The following is a 19,878-nucleotide window of genomic DNA, read 5'->3' on the forward strand; positions in this document are numbered from 1 at the left end:
GCCTCGGGGCCAGCCTCCGGACCAGCCTCCGGACCAGCCTCGGGGCCAGCCTCGGGGTCAGCCTCGGGGCCAGCCTCCGGACCAGCCTCGGGGCCAGCCTCGGGGCCAGCCTCGGGGACAGTCTTTTAGGCCAGGGACTCGTGTCCCCGTCCTTTTGGGGATCGATAGATCTCTGGTGGATTGCCTTCTATCAATTCGGTCGATACCTCGGCGTCACGTATGCGCCCGATGCCGCCGAAAAACTGGACATCATGGATGCCATCGGGCAGTCCTGCGGATGGTGGTATCCATTTGAGGGAGCCTGTATCGCCTGTGAGCGGCCGGAGATCATCCAGATGGAAGAACATCCTCAATGGTCCGGCATATACCGCCTCCATGCGACGGATGGCCCGGCGGTGCGGTTTCGGGATGGCTGGAGCATTTATGCCTGGCATGGGGTGCGCGTACCGGCCCAGCTCATTGACACGCCATCCCTCATCACCCGCGACGACATTCTCTCCGAAATGAATGCCGAAGTACGGCGCGCGATGATGGAGCGGCTCGGCCATGATCGGTTCGCCAGTCTGCTGGATCTTGAACCAATTCACGAAGAGGCCTGGAACGGACAAACGTATACGCTGCTCCGTAGTCGCGAGCGGGATACGGTAGCGGGCGACTACCTCCAGTTTGTGCGCGTCACGTGTCCATCCACCGGGCGCGTCTATCATCTGTGCGTCCCACCGAGTGTGCGGACCGCGCGAGAAGCGGTCGCATGGAGTTTCGCCATGGAGGCCGACGAGTATGACCCAACGCGCGAAGCGTGAGCGCGTCAAGCGCACGTGAGGGGATTCCTCGTACCGCCTTTAGGTGTGCGGAGCGTCAGCACCCCCATTCCAGGAGGGATCGACATGCGGAGACAAGCCCAGCAACCAATCGGTGGAAACGTCCAAGGCTTCGGCCAACGCGACCAGCGTGTCAATCGACGGCCAGCGGTGCCCGTGTTCCCAGTAGCCCACCATGACATCGCTCACGCCGATCTGATCCGCCAGGGCCTGCTTGGTCCAACCCTTCGCTTGACGGGCTTGTGCCAAACGGTCGCCAAAAATTATTTTCGGATTCATCATCAAACCCCTTGCCTAACCTAGAGTTAGGCGGTATGATGACATCGAAAGCTAACTCGCAGTTAGCCGAATGCAAAGGAGGTGACCGCCAATGCGGAAGACGTACATGCGCCAGCTCAAGGCGTGGCGAGAGCGCCGTGGTCTGAGTCAGGCGGACCTTGGCCGCCTAGCAGGTTACTCCGATGCGTTCATCTCGATGCTGGAGCGCGGCAAGAAGTATGGCTCGCTGGACACGCTGGAACGCCTCGCAACCGCTCTCAATGTGAACACGGACCAACTTCTGGCCGATACCGACAGCATACCAGACGCGCCGCGCGGCGCGCACGCCGCTGAGGCCAAATAACGCAAAAAACAACACCCCGGCGGACACCGGGGCGCACCAAAAAATCCGTTTCTAGGAGTGATTATACCATGAGTTCCGTTCTTGAGAAAAGTTCCGACCGCACCGCGTTGCTCAGCTTCGCCCGCGATCTGGTCGCGCAATTAGAGCCGCCCCAAGCGGTGGACTACAAGATCCGCAAAGATTGCCCCATCTGCCGCCGGTTCATCACCCAGGCGCAAGTCACGCATCCCGGCACGGTCGACATCGTGCCGCAAGACGGCGGGTGGTGGCAGCTGGTCCACACGCGCTGCTTGCGGCAGTTCGTGGCCCAGTCCTATGGGGCCGAAGTCGTGATTGATATTTCGGGGCCCGAGTCTGAGCAGGAAGGAGCGCGATAAGGATGGCGAGCGTCTTGGCGCACACCCAAAAAATGGGCCGTGACGAGTGGCTCCGATTGCGCAAGCGCGGTATCGGCGGGAGTGACATCGGGGCGATTGCTGGCTTGAATCCGTTTAGTTCGCCGTTGGATGTGTTCCTCGAAAAGATTGGCGAGGCGCCCGAGAAAGAAATCACCGACCGCATGGAAATCGGGACATTGATGGAGCCGGTCGTCGCGGAAATGGCCGCACGTCGGAACCCGCATTGGCGCATTCAACGGCGCCATGCCATGTTTCAACATGCAGAGTATCCGTGGGCGCTCGCTAACATTGATCGGTTGGTGTTCGACCCGGAGGCTGGCAAGGGCATTATGGAGTGCAAAACCGGCGGCTGGCGGCGCCTTAAGGAATGGGACCAGGACGATGCCCCGGACTACCAAAAAGCCCAATTGTACTGGTACGAAGGCATCCTGGGAGTGGACTGGGGGGTCATGGCGGGAATTTTCGACCAGCAGTACCGCCAATTTCTCGTCCCGTTTGACAAAGAAATCTTCGGCTACCTGCTCCAGATCGCCCAAGACTTCTGGCACCATGTGGAGACGCGCACCCCGCCGCCGTTGGATGGGAGTGCCGCCTCCACGAAACTCGCCAACGCGCTCTATCGCCAGAGCAATCCCGGCAAGACCATCAGTTTGCCGACAGAAGCGGCCACCCTCATTGCCCAATGGAACGTGGCCAAATCGGACCTCAAAGCCGCTGAGAAGCGTAAGGACGAAGCCGAGAATCGGCTGAAGCAATTGCTCGCGGACGCGGAAACGGGCACCTATGACGGATACCAGGTCCTCTGGAAGACCACTGTAAGCCACCGGTTAAACGCCAAGAAACTCAAGGCCGACCAACCGGACCTCTATGCCCAGTACACCGAAGAATCCGTGAGCCGCCGATTCGATATCAAAGAAACGAAGGGAGAGTAACCCATGGGAACGATGAAAGAACAAGATGCCCGCATGAAGGAACAATTGGTGCAGCGCGCTAATCCATCCGCTAAACCGGATCCAGCCCGGAGCATTGCGACCTACCTGGAAAAGATGAAGCCGCAGATTGCCTTGGCTTTACCGAAACACCTCACAGCCGACCGGTTGGCTCGAATAGCTTTGACCAACATTCGCATGACCCCCAAGTTGCTGGAGTGTTCTGTGGAAAGTTTGATGGGCGCGATCATGCAAGCCGCGCAGCTGGGCCTGGAGCCCGGCCCCTTGGGACATGCCTACTTGGTGCCATATGGCCGCGAGTGCACCCTCATTATCGGCTACAAGGGCCTGATTGACCTGGCCCGGCGATCCGACCAAATTCGGTCCATTAGCGCCCATATCGTGTATGAAAACGATTACTTCGAAATTACCTATGGCCTGGAAGAAACATTGGTGCATAAGCCGGTCTTTGAGAATCGCGGGAAGCCCAAACTGGCCTACATGGTGGCGCGGTTGAAGGATGGTGCCTATGCCATCGAAGTGATGACCGTCGAGGAAATCGAGAAGATTCGGCACCGCTCGAAAGCTGGAACCCATGGGCCGTGGGTCACCGACTGGGAAGAGATGGCCCGCAAGACAGTCGTCCGTCGCGGATCCAAGTACCTGCCCTTGGCCATCGAAATTCAACGGGCCATTGCCGCCGACGAAACGGTCAAGACGGAGATTGCCGAGGACATGACCGATGTGATCGACGTGTCAGCCACGGAAGTGCGGGATCTCGAGTTAGGCGAAGTGCCGGTTTCGCACGACCCGGAGGATGCCGAGCCCCCGGTGACGGAAGGACAGTTGCTGTGATGGCCCGGCACAGCAGGGTGGGGGCGCCCGGCGCCTCCCGCCCGCACCGGGGGTCTCAGCGGACGCATTGGCGACTGGCCCCCTGGGCGCAAGAGCTCTATGGCACCGTGGGATTGCTCATCTTAGCCCTGCTCCTCATGTATATCCTGCTCGGCGCATTTTAGGACAAGCCTTCGAAAAAATTTTAACCTGCGAGATTGGAAACTTGTAGGAATCAAGGAAAGGACGGATGATCGATGACCCGCTGGACGAAATGCCGCAATAAAACCTGCAAAACCCAAGTGCTCGCCATCCCCGGTGTGCCCCGCTACTGCCCCGCGTGCTTGAAAGCGCACCGGCTGGCCTTATTGGCGCAGTACCGGCACGTAGAACCGGAGGCGCGCCATGTGTGAGCATGGCCGCCAGATGGGCGGCCGTGAGGGGTTTGTGTGTTTGGATTGCGGGACGCGCTTTCCGGTGCAGCCCGTCGCACCGCTGACGGCCGATCAACAAGCGAAAGTCCGGGCGGTGTTGGATCTGGCGCAAGACCGCGGGATGCTCACGCCGGCTGAAGCGGCCCATTTGTGGACCGTGTGGGAGGAGGCGACGCAGAGATGAGGGAGGACACGCTGGGGCCGCGTGTGGCCGCGGGGGCCAAACTAGCGTCGCTCTCACACGCGGAGGTGCGGACGCTCCGGATGGGCTTGGTGAGTTGGCAACGCGACTTAATGCGGGCGCCGGCCCTACTGGCCACTCCCGGGGGCCTCGAGGAATGGGAACGGATTGGGCTACTGCTCGACATATTGCGCTAAGGGGATACCGCCATGGAATGGTTTCGGTTTTACTCCGATACGATCTCGAACCCGAAGATTCGCCGACTGCCTGTGACGAGTCGCTGGATCTGGGTCTCCGTTCTCGCTCTGGCTAACGCGTCGCCGGAGCGAGGTACCCTGCAAATCGAAGCAGGGCTCCCGTACTCCACGGAGGACATCGCGGATGCCGCCAAGGTATCGGAAGCCGAGGTCGAGCAGGCGCTGGCCACGTTTGTTGAGCAATCCATGTTGACGTTAATGCCGGAAGGGTACTATCGCGTGACGGGATGGGATAAGCGTCAATTCGAATCCGATGACAGCACGGCGCGCTCCCGCAAGAGTCGAGCCAAGCAGGGGGACTCGCGACGCAACGACGATGCAACGTCCCTGCAACGTCCCAATGTTGTTGCTGCAACGCCCCCAGAGACAGATACAGATTCAGAAAAAGAAGAGAGAGAGAATCCCGCGCCCACGCGAGGATGGGGGCGAGGCATCCCGGCCCCGACGGCGGAACTGCTATCGACCCTGGATGCCCGGGCGAATCACACCCCCATCTTGACCGCCTATACCGATGACCTGATCCGATGGCACGTGCAGGGCATGGACTGGGCCGTCATTGACCGCGGCCTGACGTTGGTGCTGGAACGGGACAAGCCGTTCGCCTACGGACTGACCATGCTGAAAAACTGGTTCCAAGAAGGCAAACGCACGCTGGATGACTTTGTCGGGAAACCGAACACCCGCGCGGCCCGCGCCTCGCCACGCGAACCGACGCCCCTCCCGGCCCACTCCCTGAAAAACGATCCGAATGCAGGAAGGTGGCGGAAAGCCCATGGCGGATGATAACCGGGATCTGGTGGAAAACGCGGTCGTCTTGCTGGCCTTGACCCATGTGGACCGCCCGCTCGAGGCACCCGTTCAAGAGACGTGGTTTCAGAACGGCTTGGCGCGCCGCGCGTGGCAGCATGTGGCGCAATGGCGGCAAGCGGGGACGGCGGCTGACCTCGCCAGCCTCGTGGGCGTGCTGGGTCCCGATTGGGGGTCGGTGGCGGAGCAGTATCCGTTGATTGCCGAAACGTTCTCATTGCGGACGGCCGTCGAAGCGCTGCGTCAATACGCGGTGCGCGACCAACTCCAGACCTGGCTGCGGGAATTGCCACGGCGGTGGGACGATCCCCTCGGCGCGGCGGGATGGGTGGCGACGCAAGCCGCGCAACTGCTCGGCGCGCATCAACCGGTCACGGCCCACACGGGGGCAGCCATGGCGACGGCGCACTGGACCCTCACCGAAGAGCGGATGGCGCATCCGGAGGCCACCGGAGGCTTGACGTTCGGGCTGCCGCACCTGGATGCGCTGGTGCAGGGGCTGGGTCCCGGCGACGTCGTGTTTCTGGGCGGTCGCCCCAAGACGGGCAAGACCACCTTCGTCCTGAATTGGGTGCGGCACTGGCTCAAGACCGGGCATGGCGTCGTCCTCTTTTCGTTCGAGATGGTCTGGGATGAGATCGCGGCGCGCCTCATCGCGATGGAGTCTGGGTTGCCCACGAAGGCCGTCGAAAAGGGCCTGTTAGCGGACGACGAGTGGGGCCGCTATCGGGATGCGAACGGCTGGCTGAGCGCCCAACCGATCCACGTGTACGACACCCCGCTGACGTGGCCCGACATCGCCGCGCGGATCCGGCAGCATGTCGCGCGGGGGGAAGCCGGGGTCGTGGTGATTGATCACCTCGGACTGATTAGTCGGCCCGGGCGCCAAAACAGCAACGAGGAATTGGCGCAAATCGTCCAGCCGGCGAAGAATCTGGCCCAAGAACTGCGGATCCCCGTCGTCGTGATTTCGCAGTTGAGCCGCGCCGTCGAAGCCCGGCAGGACAAACGGCCGCAGCCCTACGACTTTCGCGACAGCGGCACGATCGAGCAAACCGCGAATCTGGCCCTGATGCTGTGGCAGCCGTTGCCGATGGACCTGGGCGGCTTCTATGGCCGCATGGCGCCCGACGTGATGCCCATTGAGTGCTATGTGGCGGCGTACCGGAGCGGTCCCAGTCGGGTGGGATTGCTGGTGGATTGGGACCGGAACACCGGCCGCATGCAAGACGGCGGGGAAAGCCCGTATGACCCGACGCAGAAAAGGGAGGGGATGTAAATGGCGAAATGGACTGCCGCAGAACGGCATGTAATTCAGACGGCTCGGACGTTCCGGGAGGCGTGTGCGCGCTTGCCGCAGCGGGATCGCGAGCAAGTGCGGGCGCAATGGCGGTATCGGCGGGGGAGCACGCGCCAACGGCGCACAACGCCGTATGCGCACACGAATCCGGGCGGCGTGGCCGTCGCGGGCCGTGGGCCGGAAACTCCGGATGAGCGCCGCGTGGCGCGGATTCTCGGGCACGTCCGGGAGCAGGCGCGGGCGGCAGGCGTGTGGGTGGACGTGGCGTTGCTGCTGGCCGCCCTCCGGGACACCGATTGGCGGGGCGCCGAGCAGGCCATCCGGCAAGCCCTGCCCGTGGAAGGGTGGACCCGATGAGCGCGCGACCCCCGCTCCACTTGACGTCCCATGGGCTAGAGCGCTGGTGCCAGCGGACGGGCCACGAGCCCCATGCCGTGCATACGGCGTGGCAGGAGGCGGTGTTTCGCGGGACCGCACGCATCCATGTGTATCATGGGCGCCGGACGGTGCTGGCCTACGGCTACCAGGTCGGAGATTGGATCCTGGTGGTCGGCTACCAAGCCGGGCGGTATCATCCGGGGTATCACAAAGAGCGGCCGACCGGCTATCGCCTCTTGAGTGTGTGGTCGCCGCAATGGTGGGCGATCCGGGTCAATCGGATGGGGAGGCGATAAGGGTGCTGTGGTGGAGTGGGGGATTTGTCGGGGGATTGGTGCTCGCGGTCGGGGTGCGCCATGGGTGCGATACCCTCCAGCACCGCCGGGTGAACGCCGCGCGGTGTCGGGACCTGGAGCGGCGACAGGAGGCGGCGGGATGGGCACGCAAAGGCCTCCTCTGGGTGGCGAAAGGGGGGAAGTGAGATGCGATTGCATGTGATCTGGCGCTGGTCGTGTGGCATCTGCGGGAACCGCTATCGCACGGCAGCGCAGGCGCGGGCCTGCCAACGAAGCGCGCACAAACGCTGTCAACGCTGTGGACTCGTGGGTGCGGCCGATGAAAACTTCTGTGAACGGGATGGAAGCCGTTTGGTGATGGACTAACGCGCCCCACGGCGCACGACGAAAGGAGAAAGGAGCGACCCCATGAGTTATGGGCGATTTCCGTATTATATCTGGTCCGGGGAAGGCTTGCATATCTGGAGTGATCGCACCCCCACCGATCGTGAGCCCATTCTTGCGAGCCCCCAAACGTACAACGAAGGCGAGAATGCGGAAGGCTGGAATCCACAACCGATGCATGTGGTGATTCTGCCCTATGAGGCCGTGCGGCAACTGCTGACACGGTGGCTAGAGGATCGGCATCCCGACCTGGTGACGCCTGCACTGTTAGCTGCCATTGAGAAGGACTTCGCGGATGATGCAGACGGTGGAACGCGAGGCACTCTGGTCGCCAGCGCAGAGGAGAAAGGGGATGGCCCCTCGTGAGGAAGCGAGAAGCGCAATGCCCAGAGTGTGGCCACTGGAGTCCGGTGACGTGGGATGCGGTCACGCCGGGCACCCAGGTGCGCGTAGAGCATTGGAAGGAGTAGCGCATGGCGGACGAACTGTTGCGGGTGCGGTGTCCGCGCTGTGGTGGCACGCTGATTCGGTACGTGCAAGCGCTGACCGGGGATGCGTGGATCGAATGTCTGGAGGCGGCGTGTGATTATCGGCGGCCCGATGACGAATGAGGAGGGACGGCATGGGGTGGCGTGAGCGAACGGTCGTCTTGAGCCTGCTGGCGAGTGTGTGGATTGTGAGCCTCCTCATCGTCGGGGTGGTGCCACCGCAGGGAGGCCGCAATGTCATAGTAGCTGTGATGGTCGCCGGGGGCCTCGGACTGTTGCTGATGGCGGGGGGGCCTGATGACTGACTTCCAAACCGGTGACGCCTGCGCTGTGGCGGCCAACTGCAAGAATTACCCCGCGCAATGCCTCGGCTGCTACTTTCCGGAGGACGCCCTCGGTCCCACGCAATACATCCCGCGTGACAAAAAGATTGAACATCCGTGGACCACCCAGCGGAAGGCCGAGCGCAAGGCGCAACGGAAGCAGGCGAAGCAGTCGGACGCCAGCAAGCGGGGCAAGCGCAACAAGCGCAACGGCTATCGCTCGGAGAAAGATGCGGAACACGAATTGGCGCGGTTTGGGTTTCATCGGGTCCCGTTGAGCGGGGCATTGGAAGGCCAGCCGGGTGACATTCGCCGGGACGTGCCCGACGGACGCATGATCCGCATGATTGAGAACAAACGGCGCGTCGGCGCGATGGGGTACATCGAAGACTGGCTGGCCCAAGAAGGCGCGGACGCGATTCGGCTGGACGCGGGAGGACGCCGGAAACCCCTCATCATTTTGCCACTGGATCGCTTTGAAGCCCTCTTGGATGAAGCCGGATACGATGTGAGCCATCAAGCGGTGAAGAACCTGCCGGACCTCCTGCGGGAGGCCGCGGACCAACTCGAAAGGCGGTAGGTCAAGCATGGTTACTTGGGAGGACTTGCAACATTCGCAACTGCCGGTGTGGTTGCCGGGAGTGCGGAAGGAGAAGGTGCCCAATGACGTTTGACGAAGCACGGATGGCGGTGCGGCGCGGGAACACGGTAGAAAAACTGTGGCCCGACGGGACGGTAACACAACTCTGTCAGGTGGCGGGACACATATCCACACGGAGTGGGCGCCGCGAGGCGTTGACGGGGTGGGACGACTTGGTGCTCATCCCGTGGGACTGGCTGGATAGTACTGGGTGGGATGTGGTGGTGCCGGAAGTCCTGCGCCCGACGCTTGCCCAACTGGCCCTGTTTCTGGCCGAAACGCGGAACATGGGTCCCCGTTTGCAAGCCGAGCATTTGGTGCAGCATTGGCCGGGCGTGGTGCAGGAGGATTGACATGGACTGGACCGAGATTGCAGAAGGGGTCAAGGCAAAGGTTATTGATGGCGGGAAGTCCTCAGAGGTACTACTCCTGAAACTGCCGAGTGCCGTGACAGCAGCAGAAGCTGAAGAATTGATACGCGCTTTGCGGGAGGCTTCGGTTCAGCACCCGGTGATCCTATTGCCGTCTGACGCGACCTTTGAAGCCGTGTACACAGGTCCGTCGGAGGTTGACCGCTTGGCTCAGCGTGTTCACGAAGCCTGGATGGCCGAAAAGCAACGGCAGGGTTATGCGGACCACCCCCGGCAGATTATCCGTGCATTCGACGCAGCGAGTGGGGAACTGGCGCCGGATCCTGATCGGCCAATGAGCCATCGGAACTTCCAGGCGGGACGCTCCATTGAGGTGCGGCCTGTGTGTTGCGACCGCCCCGCAGAGATGCATCACCGCAGTATGGTGCCCTATGACCAACTGCCTGAAGCCGCCAAGGACTGCGACCGTGCCATCGTGCTGGCGGTCTTGCAGGCGCTGATTGAGGAGGACGCGCCATGACCGACGTGATCCTGATGGCGTTGCGGCTGACCTGTCCCGCATGCGGGGCGGAATACGACGACACGACCGCCGAGATTGAAGCGCGAGTCGGCTACGGTTGGATTTTTCGGTGCCCGCATTGCCACGAGGGGCAAGTGGCCCTGGCGGTGTTGAAACGCCGGTCCCAGCTCCCGGACCCGATGCCGATGGAGGCCCACGAGACCTTGTTCGGACCGCGCACCTGGGACGGGACTTGGCGCTGGCCGTGGAAACGGAGGACACGCCGATGATTATGACCGTGGTATCGGACGCCGAACTGGAACTGCTCTTAGAGCAGAAAGCCGCGGCGAAAGCGCGCCTGCGCCGCGCGTATCGCTCGTATTTTGCCCGCGTGGCAGGTCAGGAAGCCGGGGAGGCCGATGTCATCGACACACAGGAGATTGCCCCACTGGAAGCGGAGTTTCTGCGGCTGCACCAGAGCATCATGGCATACGTGGCGCGGGGCACGCGGCGGGAGTCTGAAGAAGCTCGCTGAGGCCCTGCGATTACCGGAGGAGGCGTTGGAGGGATGCGAGAAATCGACGCTGTGTCGGGATTATTCACGGCCATTCAACAAGGCGACCGACGCCCTATCGACCCAGACGGTCCTCTCATTGCTGAGGTCATCCTGGGCATGTGGCTCTGGGCCTCGCAACACGGACCTCTCGCGGTCGAAGCGCTCATGGTGGCCGATTGGCAGCCATCGGAGGCCGCCCAGGCCCTCGATAGTCGTCTTATCGCGCAACGGATCTTTGCCTATCATGGCTGGCCGTGGCCGCCGGCAGAGGATGAGGAGGACGAAGACTGATGACGCGGCGAACTTACGCAGATCTCACCCAATTGGCCCTCAATCTCGTCGAAGCTGAGCATGCCACGCAATGGACCTTGGCCGACCTGGCACGGGAGGCCGCCGAAGAGATCGGCGTCTCGCCCCGCCAAGTCGCAAGCGACTGGGGCCTGAGCGCCAGTACCGTCCGGACGCTGGTGCGCGTGGTGCGGACCTTTTCGCCGGAGCAGCGCTCGCCGGTGCTGAGCTTTAGCCACTACCGTATTGCCGCCAGTACGGCAAATCCAGCAGAGTGGGTAGCCCGCGCCGAAGACGAACAATGGTCCACGCGCGATCTCCGAGACGCGATCCGCGCGGCCCACGCGGCGGACCCGGCGGAAGAGCGGCGGCGGCAAGCGGACCAAGCCATCCAGCGCGTCCGCCGGGTGTGGCAGGAGGCGGACCCGGATTTGCGCGAGCACATGCGCGGGCCGCTCGTTGCGTTCATGGAGGCGGAATTGCGATGCAAGGCGTAAAGGCCGATCCAGACCAAAAAGCGGCCGTGTTGGCCGCGTTACGGGCGGGGCAGCGGCGCGATGTGGTGGCGCAGCGCTTCGGTCTGTCGCCGTGGACGGTGCGGGACTGGCGGGCGCAGTGGGTACACGCGGGCCTCATCCCGCCCGCACGCCAAACGGTGACCCCGGCGATGCGTGAGCGGATGCTGGCGGACTTTCAGGCGGGTGTGTCGCTGGCCGTGATGGCCGAACGGTACGGGGTCCATCCGAGCACGCTCAGCAACTGGCGGAAGCGATTCGAGGCGGAGGGGGCGTTGCCGCCCGTGCTGACGCGGAAGCCGCCACCGTTACGCAACGAACCGCCAGGCCCCGTGGAAACGGCGTGGCTGCCCTGTGTGCAGTGCGGGACGGCCTTCCCCTATCGGTACACCGGGGCCTTGCGCGAAGACCGCTTGGAATATGTCCTCCGCCTGTGCATGCCCTGCTTTGATGTGTATTGCGCCGGACTACCGCTGACGGAGCCGACGAGCTTTACACCCGCACCCGAACCCGATGACGAGGAGGATACGGCCGATGACTGAACGGACCCGCGTGCCCTTCCGGCAATCCACGCTCGCCGACATGCGGTTTAGCCCGGGCGACGATACGAAACCCCCGTTGCTGACCGTGACCATTGGCCCGAAACCGGAACCCCGAAAGGAGACGATTCCCTTGCATCGTGTGATTGATCCGCAGGTGAAAGACGACGCCCTGCGCCTGCTGGATGCGGGCCTCTCCGTGCCCACGATTGTCGAGAAAACGGGCATTTCTCGCACGACCTTGTACGAATGGCGGAAGGCGCGCCACGCGGCCCCGGCCTCGGACGCGGCGAAGGACGGGGTGCCCGGCGAACCGGGTGACGCCGTGGATGACGGGGTGCACCGGCTGATGGGAGCGCTCGACCGCGTAGCCCTCGGACTAGACGCGAAGGACGCGGGATCGGTGGCGTACCGCGTCTATGCTGGGGATGCGCTGGTGGGCGAAGTGGGTGTGCCGCAGGACGCGCCCGTTCCCACCCGCTGGGTCGTGCAGACGCAGGCGATCAGCATGGCTCCGGAGGAGGACACGCCATGATTCGCCGCGAAACCAGTACCGGCCACGGTGTGCAGGATCGCCAGCGCTATCTGGACAAGATCCGGGACCGCGTGCGGAAGGCTCTCCCCAGCATTCCGGGGAACGCTCCCATCATTAGCGGCCCCGGCGATCAACCGGTGACGGTGCCGATTCCCGGCGGGGGCCTCGGCTTGCCACATTTTGTCCCGGCATCGCCTGAGACCCCGCCCGATGGGTGGGCGCAAGGCCCGGGACAACCCGGCGACATTATTCGCGTGATTCCACCCGGCGGATCGGGCAGTGGAGACGGCGATCCAGGCACGGAACCCGGTGACCACGACATTGACCTCACCATGACGCTAGACGAGTGGCGTCAGTGGATTCTGGAGGACTTGCAGTTGCCGGAGCTGCGCCCGAAGCCCACCGACCAGCTGACAGACCCGGAGACCGTGTGGACGAGTCGGAGCCGGGTGGGGAGCCAATCCACGGTGGACAAGCGGGCCACGCTGAAAGAAGCTCTGCGCCGGAGCCAGCAGCAACGCCAGCCACTTCGGTTCACGCCCGACGACCTCCGGTATCACAGCTGGGTGGAGCGCGACCGCCCGGCCACGGCGGCGGTGATTTACTTCCTGCGCGATATCTCGGCCAGTATGGGGGGCGAACGGGCGTATCTGGCCCGCGCCACGGCCTGGTATCTAGCGGCGGTGATTCAACGGGCCTATCCGCAATGCCCCATTCACTTTTGGGTGCATGACACCGCAGGCCGCGAAGTGCCCGAAGCCGATTTTCTGACCTTGACCGAGGGGGGAGGCACGGCGGCTGTCCCGGTTTACCAGGCGATGCAGATACACATGGATCATGGTTACCCGTTCACCAGTTACAACCGCTATGTCTTCCACTTTACGGATGGCGACCTGTGGGACGCGACGCAGACCGAGCCGCTGATTGCCCAGTGGGCCCCCACCCTGGCGCGGTTCGGCGTGGTGCTGACAGCACATCCGGACATGCGGGCACTGGTTTGGGCTAAGCGCATTGCGGCGACGGATGCAGTACGCGTGGCGGTGGATGCGGAACGGGCGGACGTGGTGCCTGCGGTGCGCTATTTGCTAGGGGAGGGAGACGCATGATCGCCGCCTTAGAAGCGTGGGATGCCCAGGTGGCCGACGCTGCGGACCGGATGGCGCTCGATGCCCGACCGATTGACTGGCGGCTGGTGGACGCGGATCGGATCTATGAGTTAGCCGCTGTGGGCATGCCAGGGGTGATGCGCCATTGGACCCATGGGCGCGACTACTGGATCGAGCGTTCGCGCTTGAGTCGGGGGCGCGGACGCCTCTACGAAATGATCGTCCATGCGGAGCCACCGATTGCGTATTTGCTGGAGGGCAATACCCTCCCAGCGCAGAAACTGGTGATCGCCCATTGCTACGGGCACGCCGATCTCTTCCGTCGGCATGCGATCTTCCGCGACCACCCGACCGACTACCCGGTTCGACTGGCTGCGCAGGAACGGCGCCGGCAAGCGTATGTGGCCGAGTATGGCCCCGATGCCGTGGATTGGGTGCTGGATCGCGCCTACGCGCTGGATGACCAAGTCGCCGACGAAGTGCCGCGTGTCTGGCAAAAGCCGCCCGAACGGACGGATCCCTATGCGGATCTCTTCCCGCGTTCGCAGCCGAAGCCGCCGTTGCGTCCGCCGAAGTACGCGCTCCCGACGCGGGACGTGCTGGGATTCCTCGGGCGCGAATCGCCGGTGCTGGCCGACTGGGAGCGTGATCTGGTGTTGAGTGTGCGCCAAGAAGGCCTCGCGCTGGCCCCGAATCGCCACGTCAAGATGATCCACGAAGGCTGGGCGGCATATGTCCAGCAACGGCTCTGCACGGAACTGGATCTGCCCGACTGGGAACAGCTCGAAATGGCGCGATTATGGGCCGGCGTCGGGGCGGTGCAGAAAGACCATCTCAACCCGTATTGGTTTGGCTGGAATTTCATTCGTTGGTTGATTGACGTACACGGCTGGGATACGGCGATAGCGGCGATTCTCACCGAGACCGATGCGAGTCTGGTGCGGAACTGGCTGACGCCGGAAGCCGCCCAGGCGCTCGCCCTCTACCAGTACACGTGGGAGGAAGAACCGGTGCCGCCCCAAGGGCCGCTCTGGGTCGCACGCCGGGCGGCGCGGCCCACGACGGACGCGGCGTGGGTACGCTGGCGGGAAAGCTTGGCCGCGCACCTGGTGCGCCCGGTGCCGGAGGTGTGGGTCACAGCGGTGAGTCACGGCACGCTCACGCTGACGTACCAAACGCCGCAGGTGCCGTTAGATGAGGCGTGGGGCCTGGCGACCTTGCGATCGGTGGCGGATTTGTGGGGCGGACCCGTCCGATTGGTGGCCGGGGATTACACGTGGGTTGTGGACGCGAAAGGAGACTGAGGCGCAATGGACTGGATGGCGCAGTTGATGGATGACTATAGGGCCACCCAGCGGCTCCGATGGACGGGGACGCTGGCGGAGTATGTGGCGTTGGTCAAAGAGCAGCCGACGATTACGCGGCTCGCACATCAGCGCTTGAATGATGCGATTCGGGCGGCGGGCGTAGAGACCACGCCGGAGGGTCCGCGCTATCGCTTTTTTGACCCGGTGTTGGTGGGGGATGATGCCCCTTTGCGCTTGGTGATGGAATATCTCGGCGGCGCAGCGCAGGGCCTCGATGTCCGGCGGCGCATCCTCTTGCTCATCGGGCCGCCGGGGAGCGGCAAGAGCACCTTAGTGGCGGCGTTGAAGCGGCTCGTGGGGGACTATTCGCGCACCGAGGCGGGTGCCCTGTATGGGATCGTGGATTGTCCCATCCACGAGGAGCCGTTGCATCTGATTCCGCCGCATCTGCGCGATGCCGTGGCCACTGATCTCGGGGTGACCATCGAAGGCTCTCTCTGTCCACGTTGTCAGCAACGCTACGACGCCGAGGGACCCGAAGCCTTTCGGGTTGAACGCTTAGTGCTGAGTGAAGAGCAGCGGTTAGGGGTCGGGACATTTGTGCCGGGGAACGAGAAGGACCTGTCGTTGGACCATCTGGTAGGCTCCCTCGATTTTAGCAAGATTGCGGAATATGGGTCCGAGTCCGATCCCCGCGCCTTCCGCTTTGATGGCGAATTGGAAGTGGCGAACCGCGGGATTATGGAGCAGGCCGAGTGGCTCAAACTCCCGCAGACGTATCAATACGAACTCCTGAGCCTGGCAATGGAACGGCAAATCAAACTGCCCCGCTACGCGATGCTGTATCTGGATGAAGTGGTGTTGGCGCATTCCAACAACCATGAGTACGCGAAGTTTGTGGCGGACAAGAGCAACGAGGCCATGGCGAACCGCGTATTCGTGGTGCATATGCCCTACGTCGTGAACACGGTCGAGGAACAGACCATCTACACGCGGATGCTCGCACAGGGCGCGGTGGGGCAGACGCACGTGGCCCCGCACACGCTGGCTCTGGCGGCGCGCTTCGCGGTCCTGACGCGATTGGAGCCGGCGGCGGATGCGAGCATTGACCTGCGCCTGAAGTCGCGACTCTATGACGGGGAGCGCATTGGCGATGTCACGGATGCGAGTGTGCGGGCACTCCGCGAGGAACATCCGCATGAAGGCATGACGGGCTTGTCGCCCCGCGACACGATGAACGTGCTCACCCACGCGTTGGGCGAAACGGGCGTCCCCTGCGTGAATGCGATTGATTACCTCCGGGCGCTGAAAGACTGGATTCAGCATGAGCGCTTCGTGGGCACCGTGGGGAAGGCGCGGGACGACCTGGAGCAATTCCGGACGTGGATTCGCGAGGAATGGGACGAGCGGGTGCGCACGGACGTGCAAAAAGCCTTCATTCATGCGTTTGAGACGTCCGCCCAGACGCTGTTAGACGCCTATCTCACCCATGCCGAAGCCTGGGGCCTGAAGGAGCAAGTGCCGGATCCCGTGACGGGCGATCTGCGCGATCCCGATACCGCGTTCCTGCGGCAGATTGAAGAGCGGATTGGCGTGTCGGAAATCGCGGCGTCGGCGTTTCGCGAGGAGATTCTGAAGAAAGCCGGGGCGTTGGCGCGGCGGGGCGGTCGCTTTGAGTGGGACACGCATCCGCGATTGAAGGAGGCGCTCAGCGACAAGCTGTTTGCCGATGCGAAGCAACTGATGGTGGGGGCGCTGACCACGAAGACGCCGGATCCGGAGCAGCAAGAGAAGCTGGCCGACGTCCAGGCGCGCTTGAAAGACGCCGGGTATTGCGATCACTGCGCCCAGGCGGCCTTGCAATACGTGGGGTGGCTCATCCAGCGCCCTGCCCCCGAGAAAGGGGCGCAATAAATGGCCCGCGGACTGGAAGTCTTGCAGGCCGCGCTGAACGGCAAGCGTGTGCGGATGGGGCCTCGTTACGGATGGCTACGATGGTGTCCCACCTGTCACACACTGGAACCGAGCATCGAACACGGAGGACATGCTCTGCCGTATGGGGTGACGGTCCACGAACTCTGGCACGAAAACTGGGAGATTGAAGAACCCACCCTCACCTTCACCGAGGCCGTGGCCGCGATGGATGCGGGGCAGACGGTAGAACGCATTACGACTCCCGAGTTGGCCCACTTGCAGATGCGGCGTCAGGGAGATGAGTACGAGACCCGGACCATTTTGGCGGATGGTCGCACAACGGCGTGGGGACCGATTTTGATTAGCTCTCCAGCGATGTTGGCCACGGACTGGCGCGTGGTGAAGGAGATGCCGCAAGATGAGCGGCCGACGGCGGAAGAGTTGGCTCAGTGGTTAAGGAACGCCATTGGCGAGGGATCGGGATTTTACCCGGCTGTTCCGCCAATGCTTCACGGATTAGAACAGGCGGCCCAACGGTGGCCTGGCATGTTCCGGAAGGAGCTCTTATGAAGAATCCCGTCTTTTGGGTGTGCGATCCGTTTACGAAAACTGCATGGGGGCGACGACTTATTGAGCGGGCCATGCACCGCATGCCGACGACTCATATTGGGTGGGATCGATGGGAACGCCGGCAGACGTGGGAATTAAGTATTTTGACAGTCGCGGCGTTAGCCGTGGATGTATGGCTTAGTCTCATTACGCACCCATTCATTGGCTGGGGGTTTATAGGATTGATGGGATTCCTAACGGTACTGTTAGGAATTACCGCCAGATTCTGGCCTCGAGATTATCGAATACGATCTGAACCGTTGTTCATCGCTGATGATGAAGACGCATGCTCCATGGATAACGGAGAGGATCACGCGCTGGAAAGTGAACATCGACAGTAACGTGGAGTTTTGGCTGGAAGGAGAGAGCGTCCGTGACTGACGAGGAAATCCAGCGTGCCCGCGCCCGTTATGCGCGGTTTCTGGACGAGAGCGAGTATACCGGGGCCGACATGTTGCGCCTGTTGGAGGCCGTAGAAGCCGCACAGACCATGAAGGAGGCCGTGGCCCGTGAGCGCGAAACCTACTACGATCTCATGATTCGCGCCCAAACGATGCGCGGCCAAGCCCTCCAAGAGCTCCGCGCCGAACGCGAGACGAATGCCGCCGTCATCGGCCTCTTGGCGACGCTGTTCCCGGCATCCTACGAGCAGAACACGGCGCACTTCGATCCCGCAGCGGATTGGCTCCTCATCATCGATCTGCCCACGGGCCAAGTCGCCTTCCCCTATGGCGATATGGAGATTCCCACTGCGGCGCTCCCGTTCTACGCAGGGCGCGTCTATGACGGCCATACACTGGCAGACCGCACCACACGGCTACGAGAGTGCATGGAGCGCATGGGCAACGCGCCACGCGGCGCGAGAAAGGAGTAAGGAATGGATTTCAACCGATTGGCGAAGGGATTCGACACGCATCCGGGCGATCCGTTGTGGCATGACGCGGTCTGTCGTCCGTTGAGGCTGGCGCGGGACATCGGCGCGATTGCGCTGATTTGGGACGCAGCGACTGATACGCGGCATGGCTGGGGCACGTTGTCGACGAACGGTCAAACTTTTGTGCGGTTGAGCCATTGCCCGTACTGCGGGCAGTCTTTGATGGATAACGCGCCACGCAGCGCAGAAAGCGAGGAATGAACATGATTACTGCAACCTGTCGGACCTGTCACCAGGACTGGACGCTGGCGCAGTTGCCGAGTCCCATTGTCGGTGTGTTTAGTCTGACCATAGTGCTGGAAGCGCCCTGCAGCCACGGGCGGTTGGTCGGTCATGCCCGTGCGTTTCCCCTCATCCTCGGCCAGTTGACCGAGTCGGATCCCGATCCCAATCCCGACATCGACTATCACTGGGAATGGCAAGATACGGCCTATGATGCCGCGTGGGCGGCGGTGCAGGCGTATGATCGCGCGGTGCCGTATCCCCGGAGAGGCCCCTGGGAACCGCCGCCCCTCGTGGTTGCGTGTGCGTGCGGGGCCACCCTAGTCCTGACGGGATACGCCGATGCGGAAGGGGCGGAAGGCTGGGGCGGCACCTGCGCGACGTGTGGCTTGCGGTACACCGTGCGGGATGATGAGGACCGCCTCCCGTATGCGGCCGATCGCATGGCGCGCCACCAGCGGGCTGGGCAGTGCTGGTGGCGCTGCCGTTCCCGTGGAGCCGATTGGGCATGTTGGGCATTTTTGGCGCTGCCGCCTGGGCCCAGTGGGAAGACAACCGGAGGTGAACCCAATGGACTCGTTACCCGAACAGGACATGACGGCACTGGTCGCGCAATACGAGCGGCTGGTGCCTGCCGTCTATAAACGCTTGGCCCGGTCATTAGACCCGCGCATGAACTCAAAAAATGGGGATGATGGGGAAAACGGCAGCGGAAGGGAGAAATAGTCATGGCCGATAAAAAGCTTTTGAAGGCCCTGGAGTTGCATCAACGAGAAACAGAGGAACGAAGGGAGCAGATGGCCCAACAAACAGGAAAATCGGTGCAAGAAATATTCAATCGGATTAACGCCGTACCGTTGGGGAATCGTCGTAGGCCTGCTAGGACCGCCAATAAACGACCTGCTCGGAAAGACGACAACTGACTGAACATGAAGGGGTGTGACTTTTACAATGCCAACCAAGCAGCCTCCATCGTCGGGACGTGGGTGCGTAGGAGGGGACGAGATGATCACGTTGCACGCGGTAATGAAGTACGTGCTGATAGGTATTCTGGCGAATGCGTTGAGTCGCGGCCTTGAATGGGGGGCGGCCCGGAGGGAGAACGACTAATGGCCGCACCCGCCCGTGTATTTAATCGAAAGGAGCGACCGTCAATGGGACACCTGTGGCGGCAATTGGAACACGAAGCCCACGCACTCAGCGAGACGTTGGAACCCCTGGCCGGAACCGTGGCCCAGCAACGGGAACACCCCGAGATAGCGCGCCAGGCGCTCTTGAGTCTGTTGGACGATCTCGATTGTTGGACGTGGGACCTGGAAATCGCGTGCCAACAATTGGCGGCTCGACGCCCCACCCAACGGCAGGCGGAACAGGCCATGATTTTCGCCTTT

At 62.7% G+C, this 19,878-nt stretch carries 36 protein-coding genes and 1 pseudogene; 36 read left to right on the forward strand and 1 reads right to left on the reverse strand.

What is annotated here, in order from left to right:
• Window positions 1–803 (forward strand): DUF6745 domain-containing protein (locus HIJ39_RS15750; protein ID WP_207711725.1); only part of this gene is annotated, 803 nt, incomplete at its 5' end.
• 39 nt (window positions 804–842) lie between these two features.
• Here HIJ39_RS15750 and HIJ39_RS15755 read toward each other — a convergent pair.
• The gene (locus HIJ39_RS15755) at window positions 843–1,100 is read right to left on the reverse strand and encodes a helix-turn-helix domain-containing protein (protein WP_169101375.1); all 258 of its coding nucleotides are present in this window, start codon (window positions 1,098–1,100) and stop codon (window positions 843–845) included.
• A 91-nt stretch (window positions 1,101–1,191) separates the two neighbouring features.
• Between HIJ39_RS15755 and HIJ39_RS15760 the strand changes: the two genes are divergently transcribed.
• From HIJ39_RS15760 to HIJ39_RS15930, 35 genes and pseudogenes are all read left to right on the forward strand, one after another.
• Window positions 1,192–1,443 (forward strand): helix-turn-helix domain-containing protein, encoded by a 252-nt coding sequence (locus HIJ39_RS15760; protein ID WP_169101377.1) that lies wholly within the window; start codon window positions 1,192–1,194, stop codon window positions 1,441–1,443.
• Between the two features lie 68 nt (window positions 1,444–1,511).
• Window positions 1,512–1,820, forward strand: coding sequence for a hypothetical protein (locus tag HIJ39_RS15765; protein ID WP_169101379.1), 309 nt, complete (start codon window positions 1,512–1,514; stop codon window positions 1,818–1,820).
• A gap of 2 nt (window positions 1,821–1,822) precedes the next feature.
• On the forward strand, window positions 1,823–2,773 hold the full coding sequence (locus tag HIJ39_RS15770; protein ID WP_169101381.1) for a YqaJ viral recombinase family nuclease: 951 nt from the start codon (window positions 1,823–1,825) through the stop codon (window positions 2,771–2,773).
• A gap of 3 nt (window positions 2,774–2,776) precedes the next feature.
• Window positions 2,777–3,625 (forward strand): recombination protein RecT, encoded by an 849-nt coding sequence (gene recT, locus HIJ39_RS15775; RefSeq protein ID WP_207711726.1) that lies wholly within the window; start codon window positions 2,777–2,779, stop codon window positions 3,623–3,625.
• Complete coding sequence (locus HIJ39_RS15780) at window positions 3,625–3,789, forward strand: hypothetical protein (protein ID WP_169101383.1); 165 nt, start codon at window positions 3,625–3,627, stop codon at window positions 3,787–3,789. The genes recT and HIJ39_RS15780 overlap by 1 nt, the downstream gene beginning before the upstream one ends.
• A 72-nt stretch (window positions 3,790–3,861) precedes the next feature.
• Window positions 3,862–4,017, forward strand: coding sequence for a hypothetical protein (locus HIJ39_RS15785; RefSeq protein ID WP_169101385.1), 156 nt, complete (start codon window positions 3,862–3,864; stop codon window positions 4,015–4,017).
• A complete protein-coding gene (locus tag HIJ39_RS15790; protein WP_169101387.1) occupies window positions 4,010–4,222 on the forward strand; it encodes a hypothetical protein in 213 nt (70 codons plus the stop codon). The genes HIJ39_RS15785 and HIJ39_RS15790 overlap by 8 nt, the downstream gene beginning before the upstream one ends.
• Window positions 4,219–4,416, forward strand: a complete 198-nt coding sequence (locus HIJ39_RS15795) for a hypothetical protein (protein ID WP_169101389.1) — start codon at window positions 4,219–4,221, stop codon at window positions 4,414–4,416. The genes HIJ39_RS15790 and HIJ39_RS15795 overlap by 4 nt, the downstream gene beginning before the upstream one ends.
• A 12-nt stretch (window positions 4,417–4,428) precedes the next feature.
• Complete coding sequence (locus tag HIJ39_RS15800) at window positions 4,429–5,259, forward strand: phage replisome organizer N-terminal domain-containing protein (protein ID WP_169101391.1); 831 nt, start codon at window positions 4,429–4,431, stop codon at window positions 5,257–5,259.
• Window positions 5,249–6,562 carry a DnaB-like helicase C-terminal domain-containing protein gene (locus HIJ39_RS15805; protein WP_169101393.1) on the forward strand — a complete coding sequence of 438 codons (1,314 nt, stop codon included), beginning with the start codon at window positions 5,249–5,251 and terminating at the stop codon, window positions 6,560–6,562. The genes HIJ39_RS15800 and HIJ39_RS15805 overlap by 11 nt, the downstream gene beginning before the upstream one ends.
• Entirely contained in the window at window positions 6,563–6,940 is a 378-nt protein-coding gene (locus tag HIJ39_RS15810; RefSeq protein WP_169101395.1) for a hypothetical protein, read from the forward strand. It abuts the gene before it with no gap.
• Entirely contained in the window at window positions 6,937–7,257 is a 321-nt protein-coding gene (locus HIJ39_RS15815; protein ID WP_169101397.1) for a hypothetical protein, read from the forward strand. Before HIJ39_RS15810 ends, HIJ39_RS15815 begins: the two co-directional genes overlap by 4 nt.
• 2 nt (window positions 7,258–7,259) lie before the next feature.
• Complete coding sequence (locus HIJ39_RS15820) at window positions 7,260–7,442, forward strand: hypothetical protein (protein WP_169101399.1); 183 nt, start codon at window positions 7,260–7,262, stop codon at window positions 7,440–7,442.
• A 1-nt stretch (window position 7,443) separates the two neighbouring features.
• The gene (locus HIJ39_RS15825; RefSeq protein ID WP_169101401.1) at window positions 7,444–7,623 is read left to right on the forward strand and encodes a hypothetical protein; all 180 of its coding nucleotides are present in this window, start codon (window positions 7,444–7,446) and stop codon (window positions 7,621–7,623) included.
• Between the two features lie 42 nt (window positions 7,624–7,665).
• On the forward strand, window positions 7,666–8,007 hold the full coding sequence (locus HIJ39_RS15830; protein ID WP_169101402.1) for a hypothetical protein: 342 nt from the start codon (window positions 7,666–7,668) through the stop codon (window positions 8,005–8,007).
• Between the two features lie 107 nt (window positions 8,008–8,114).
• Complete coding sequence (locus HIJ39_RS15835; RefSeq protein ID WP_169101403.1) at window positions 8,115–8,252, forward strand: hypothetical protein; 138 nt, start codon at window positions 8,115–8,117, stop codon at window positions 8,250–8,252.
• A gap of 11 nt (window positions 8,253–8,263) precedes the next feature.
• A complete protein-coding gene (locus tag HIJ39_RS15840) occupies window positions 8,264–8,434 on the forward strand; it encodes a hypothetical protein (RefSeq protein ID WP_169101404.1) in 171 nt (56 codons plus the stop codon).
• Window positions 8,427–9,032, forward strand: coding sequence for a hypothetical protein (locus HIJ39_RS15845; protein ID WP_169101405.1), 606 nt, complete (start codon window positions 8,427–8,429; stop codon window positions 9,030–9,032). Before HIJ39_RS15840 ends, HIJ39_RS15845 begins: the two co-directional genes overlap by 8 nt.
• An 83-nt stretch (window positions 9,033–9,115) precedes the next feature.
• A complete protein-coding gene (locus HIJ39_RS15850) occupies window positions 9,116–9,445 on the forward strand; it encodes a hypothetical protein (RefSeq protein WP_169101408.1) in 330 nt (109 codons plus the stop codon).
• A gap of 1 nt (window position 9,446) precedes the next feature.
• Window positions 9,447–9,983, forward strand: coding sequence for a hypothetical protein (locus HIJ39_RS15855; protein WP_169101409.1), 537 nt, complete (start codon window positions 9,447–9,449; stop codon window positions 9,981–9,983).
• Window positions 9,980–10,252 carry a hypothetical protein gene (locus tag HIJ39_RS15860; protein WP_169101410.1) on the forward strand — a complete coding sequence of 91 codons (273 nt, stop codon included), beginning with the start codon at window positions 9,980–9,982 and terminating at the stop codon, window positions 10,250–10,252. The genes HIJ39_RS15855 and HIJ39_RS15860 overlap by 4 nt, the downstream gene beginning before the upstream one ends.
• Window positions 10,249–10,497, forward strand: coding sequence for a hypothetical protein (locus HIJ39_RS15865; protein WP_169101411.1), 249 nt, complete (start codon window positions 10,249–10,251; stop codon window positions 10,495–10,497). The genes HIJ39_RS15860 and HIJ39_RS15865 overlap by 4 nt, the downstream gene beginning before the upstream one ends.
• Before the next feature lie 33 nt (window positions 10,498–10,530).
• Window positions 10,531–10,809: a hypothetical protein gene (locus HIJ39_RS15870; protein ID WP_169101412.1), complete on the forward strand. Its 279-nt coding sequence runs from the start codon at window positions 10,531–10,533 to the stop codon at window positions 10,807–10,809.
• Window positions 10,809–11,303 (forward strand): hypothetical protein, encoded by a 495-nt coding sequence (locus HIJ39_RS15875; protein ID WP_169101413.1) that lies wholly within the window; start codon window positions 10,809–10,811, stop codon window positions 11,301–11,303. The genes HIJ39_RS15870 and HIJ39_RS15875 overlap by 1 nt, the downstream gene beginning before the upstream one ends.
• Window positions 11,291–11,863: a helix-turn-helix domain-containing protein gene (locus HIJ39_RS15880; protein WP_169101415.1), complete on the forward strand. Its 573-nt coding sequence runs from the start codon at window positions 11,291–11,293 to the stop codon at window positions 11,861–11,863. Before HIJ39_RS15875 ends, HIJ39_RS15880 begins: the two co-directional genes overlap by 13 nt.
• Window positions 11,856–12,395, forward strand: a complete 540-nt coding sequence (locus HIJ39_RS15885) for a helix-turn-helix domain-containing protein (protein WP_169101417.1) — start codon at window positions 11,856–11,858, stop codon at window positions 12,393–12,395. The genes HIJ39_RS15880 and HIJ39_RS15885 overlap by 8 nt, the downstream gene beginning before the upstream one ends.
• Window positions 12,392–13,501, forward strand: a complete 1,110-nt coding sequence (locus HIJ39_RS15890; RefSeq protein ID WP_169101419.1) for a DUF444 family protein — start codon at window positions 12,392–12,394, stop codon at window positions 13,499–13,501. Before HIJ39_RS15885 ends, HIJ39_RS15890 begins: the two co-directional genes overlap by 4 nt.
• A complete protein-coding gene (locus HIJ39_RS15895) occupies window positions 13,498–14,805 on the forward strand; it encodes a SpoVR family protein (RefSeq protein ID WP_169101421.1) in 1,308 nt (435 codons plus the stop codon). The genes HIJ39_RS15890 and HIJ39_RS15895 overlap by 4 nt, the downstream gene beginning before the upstream one ends.
• Window positions 14,806–14,811: 6 nt before the next feature.
• Entirely contained in the window at window positions 14,812–16,722 is a 1,911-nt protein-coding gene (locus HIJ39_RS15900; protein ID WP_169101423.1) for a PrkA family serine protein kinase, read from the forward strand.
• Window positions 16,723–17,292, forward strand: a complete 570-nt coding sequence (locus tag HIJ39_RS15905) for a hypothetical protein (protein WP_169101425.1) — start codon at window positions 16,723–16,725, stop codon at window positions 17,290–17,292.
• Window positions 17,289–17,672 carry a hypothetical protein gene (locus HIJ39_RS15910; RefSeq protein ID WP_169101426.1) on the forward strand — a complete coding sequence of 128 codons (384 nt, stop codon included), beginning with the start codon at window positions 17,289–17,291 and terminating at the stop codon, window positions 17,670–17,672. Before HIJ39_RS15905 ends, HIJ39_RS15910 begins: the two co-directional genes overlap by 4 nt.
• A gap of 32 nt (window positions 17,673–17,704) precedes the next feature.
• Window positions 17,705–18,205, forward strand: a complete 501-nt coding sequence (locus tag HIJ39_RS15915) for a hypothetical protein (RefSeq protein ID WP_169101428.1) — start codon at window positions 17,705–17,707, stop codon at window positions 18,203–18,205.
• A gap of 3 nt (window positions 18,206–18,208) precedes the next feature.
• Window positions 18,209–18,466: a hypothetical protein gene (locus HIJ39_RS15920; RefSeq protein ID WP_169101430.1), complete on the forward strand. Its 258-nt coding sequence runs from the start codon at window positions 18,209–18,211 to the stop codon at window positions 18,464–18,466.
• A 2-nt stretch (window positions 18,467–18,468) separates the two neighbouring features.
• Entirely contained in the window at window positions 18,469–19,131 is a 663-nt protein-coding gene (locus HIJ39_RS15925; protein ID WP_169101432.1) for a hypothetical protein, read from the forward strand.
• A gap of 510 nt (window positions 19,132–19,641) precedes the next feature.
• Window positions 19,642–19,878: pseudogene (locus HIJ39_RS15930) on the forward strand (hypothetical protein); the annotation flags it as partial.

It is taken from the genome of Sulfobacillus harzensis, from assembly GCF_012933365.1.
Lineage (GTDB): Bacteria > Bacillota > Sulfobacillia > Sulfobacillales > Sulfobacillaceae > Sulfobacillus_B > Sulfobacillus_B harzensis.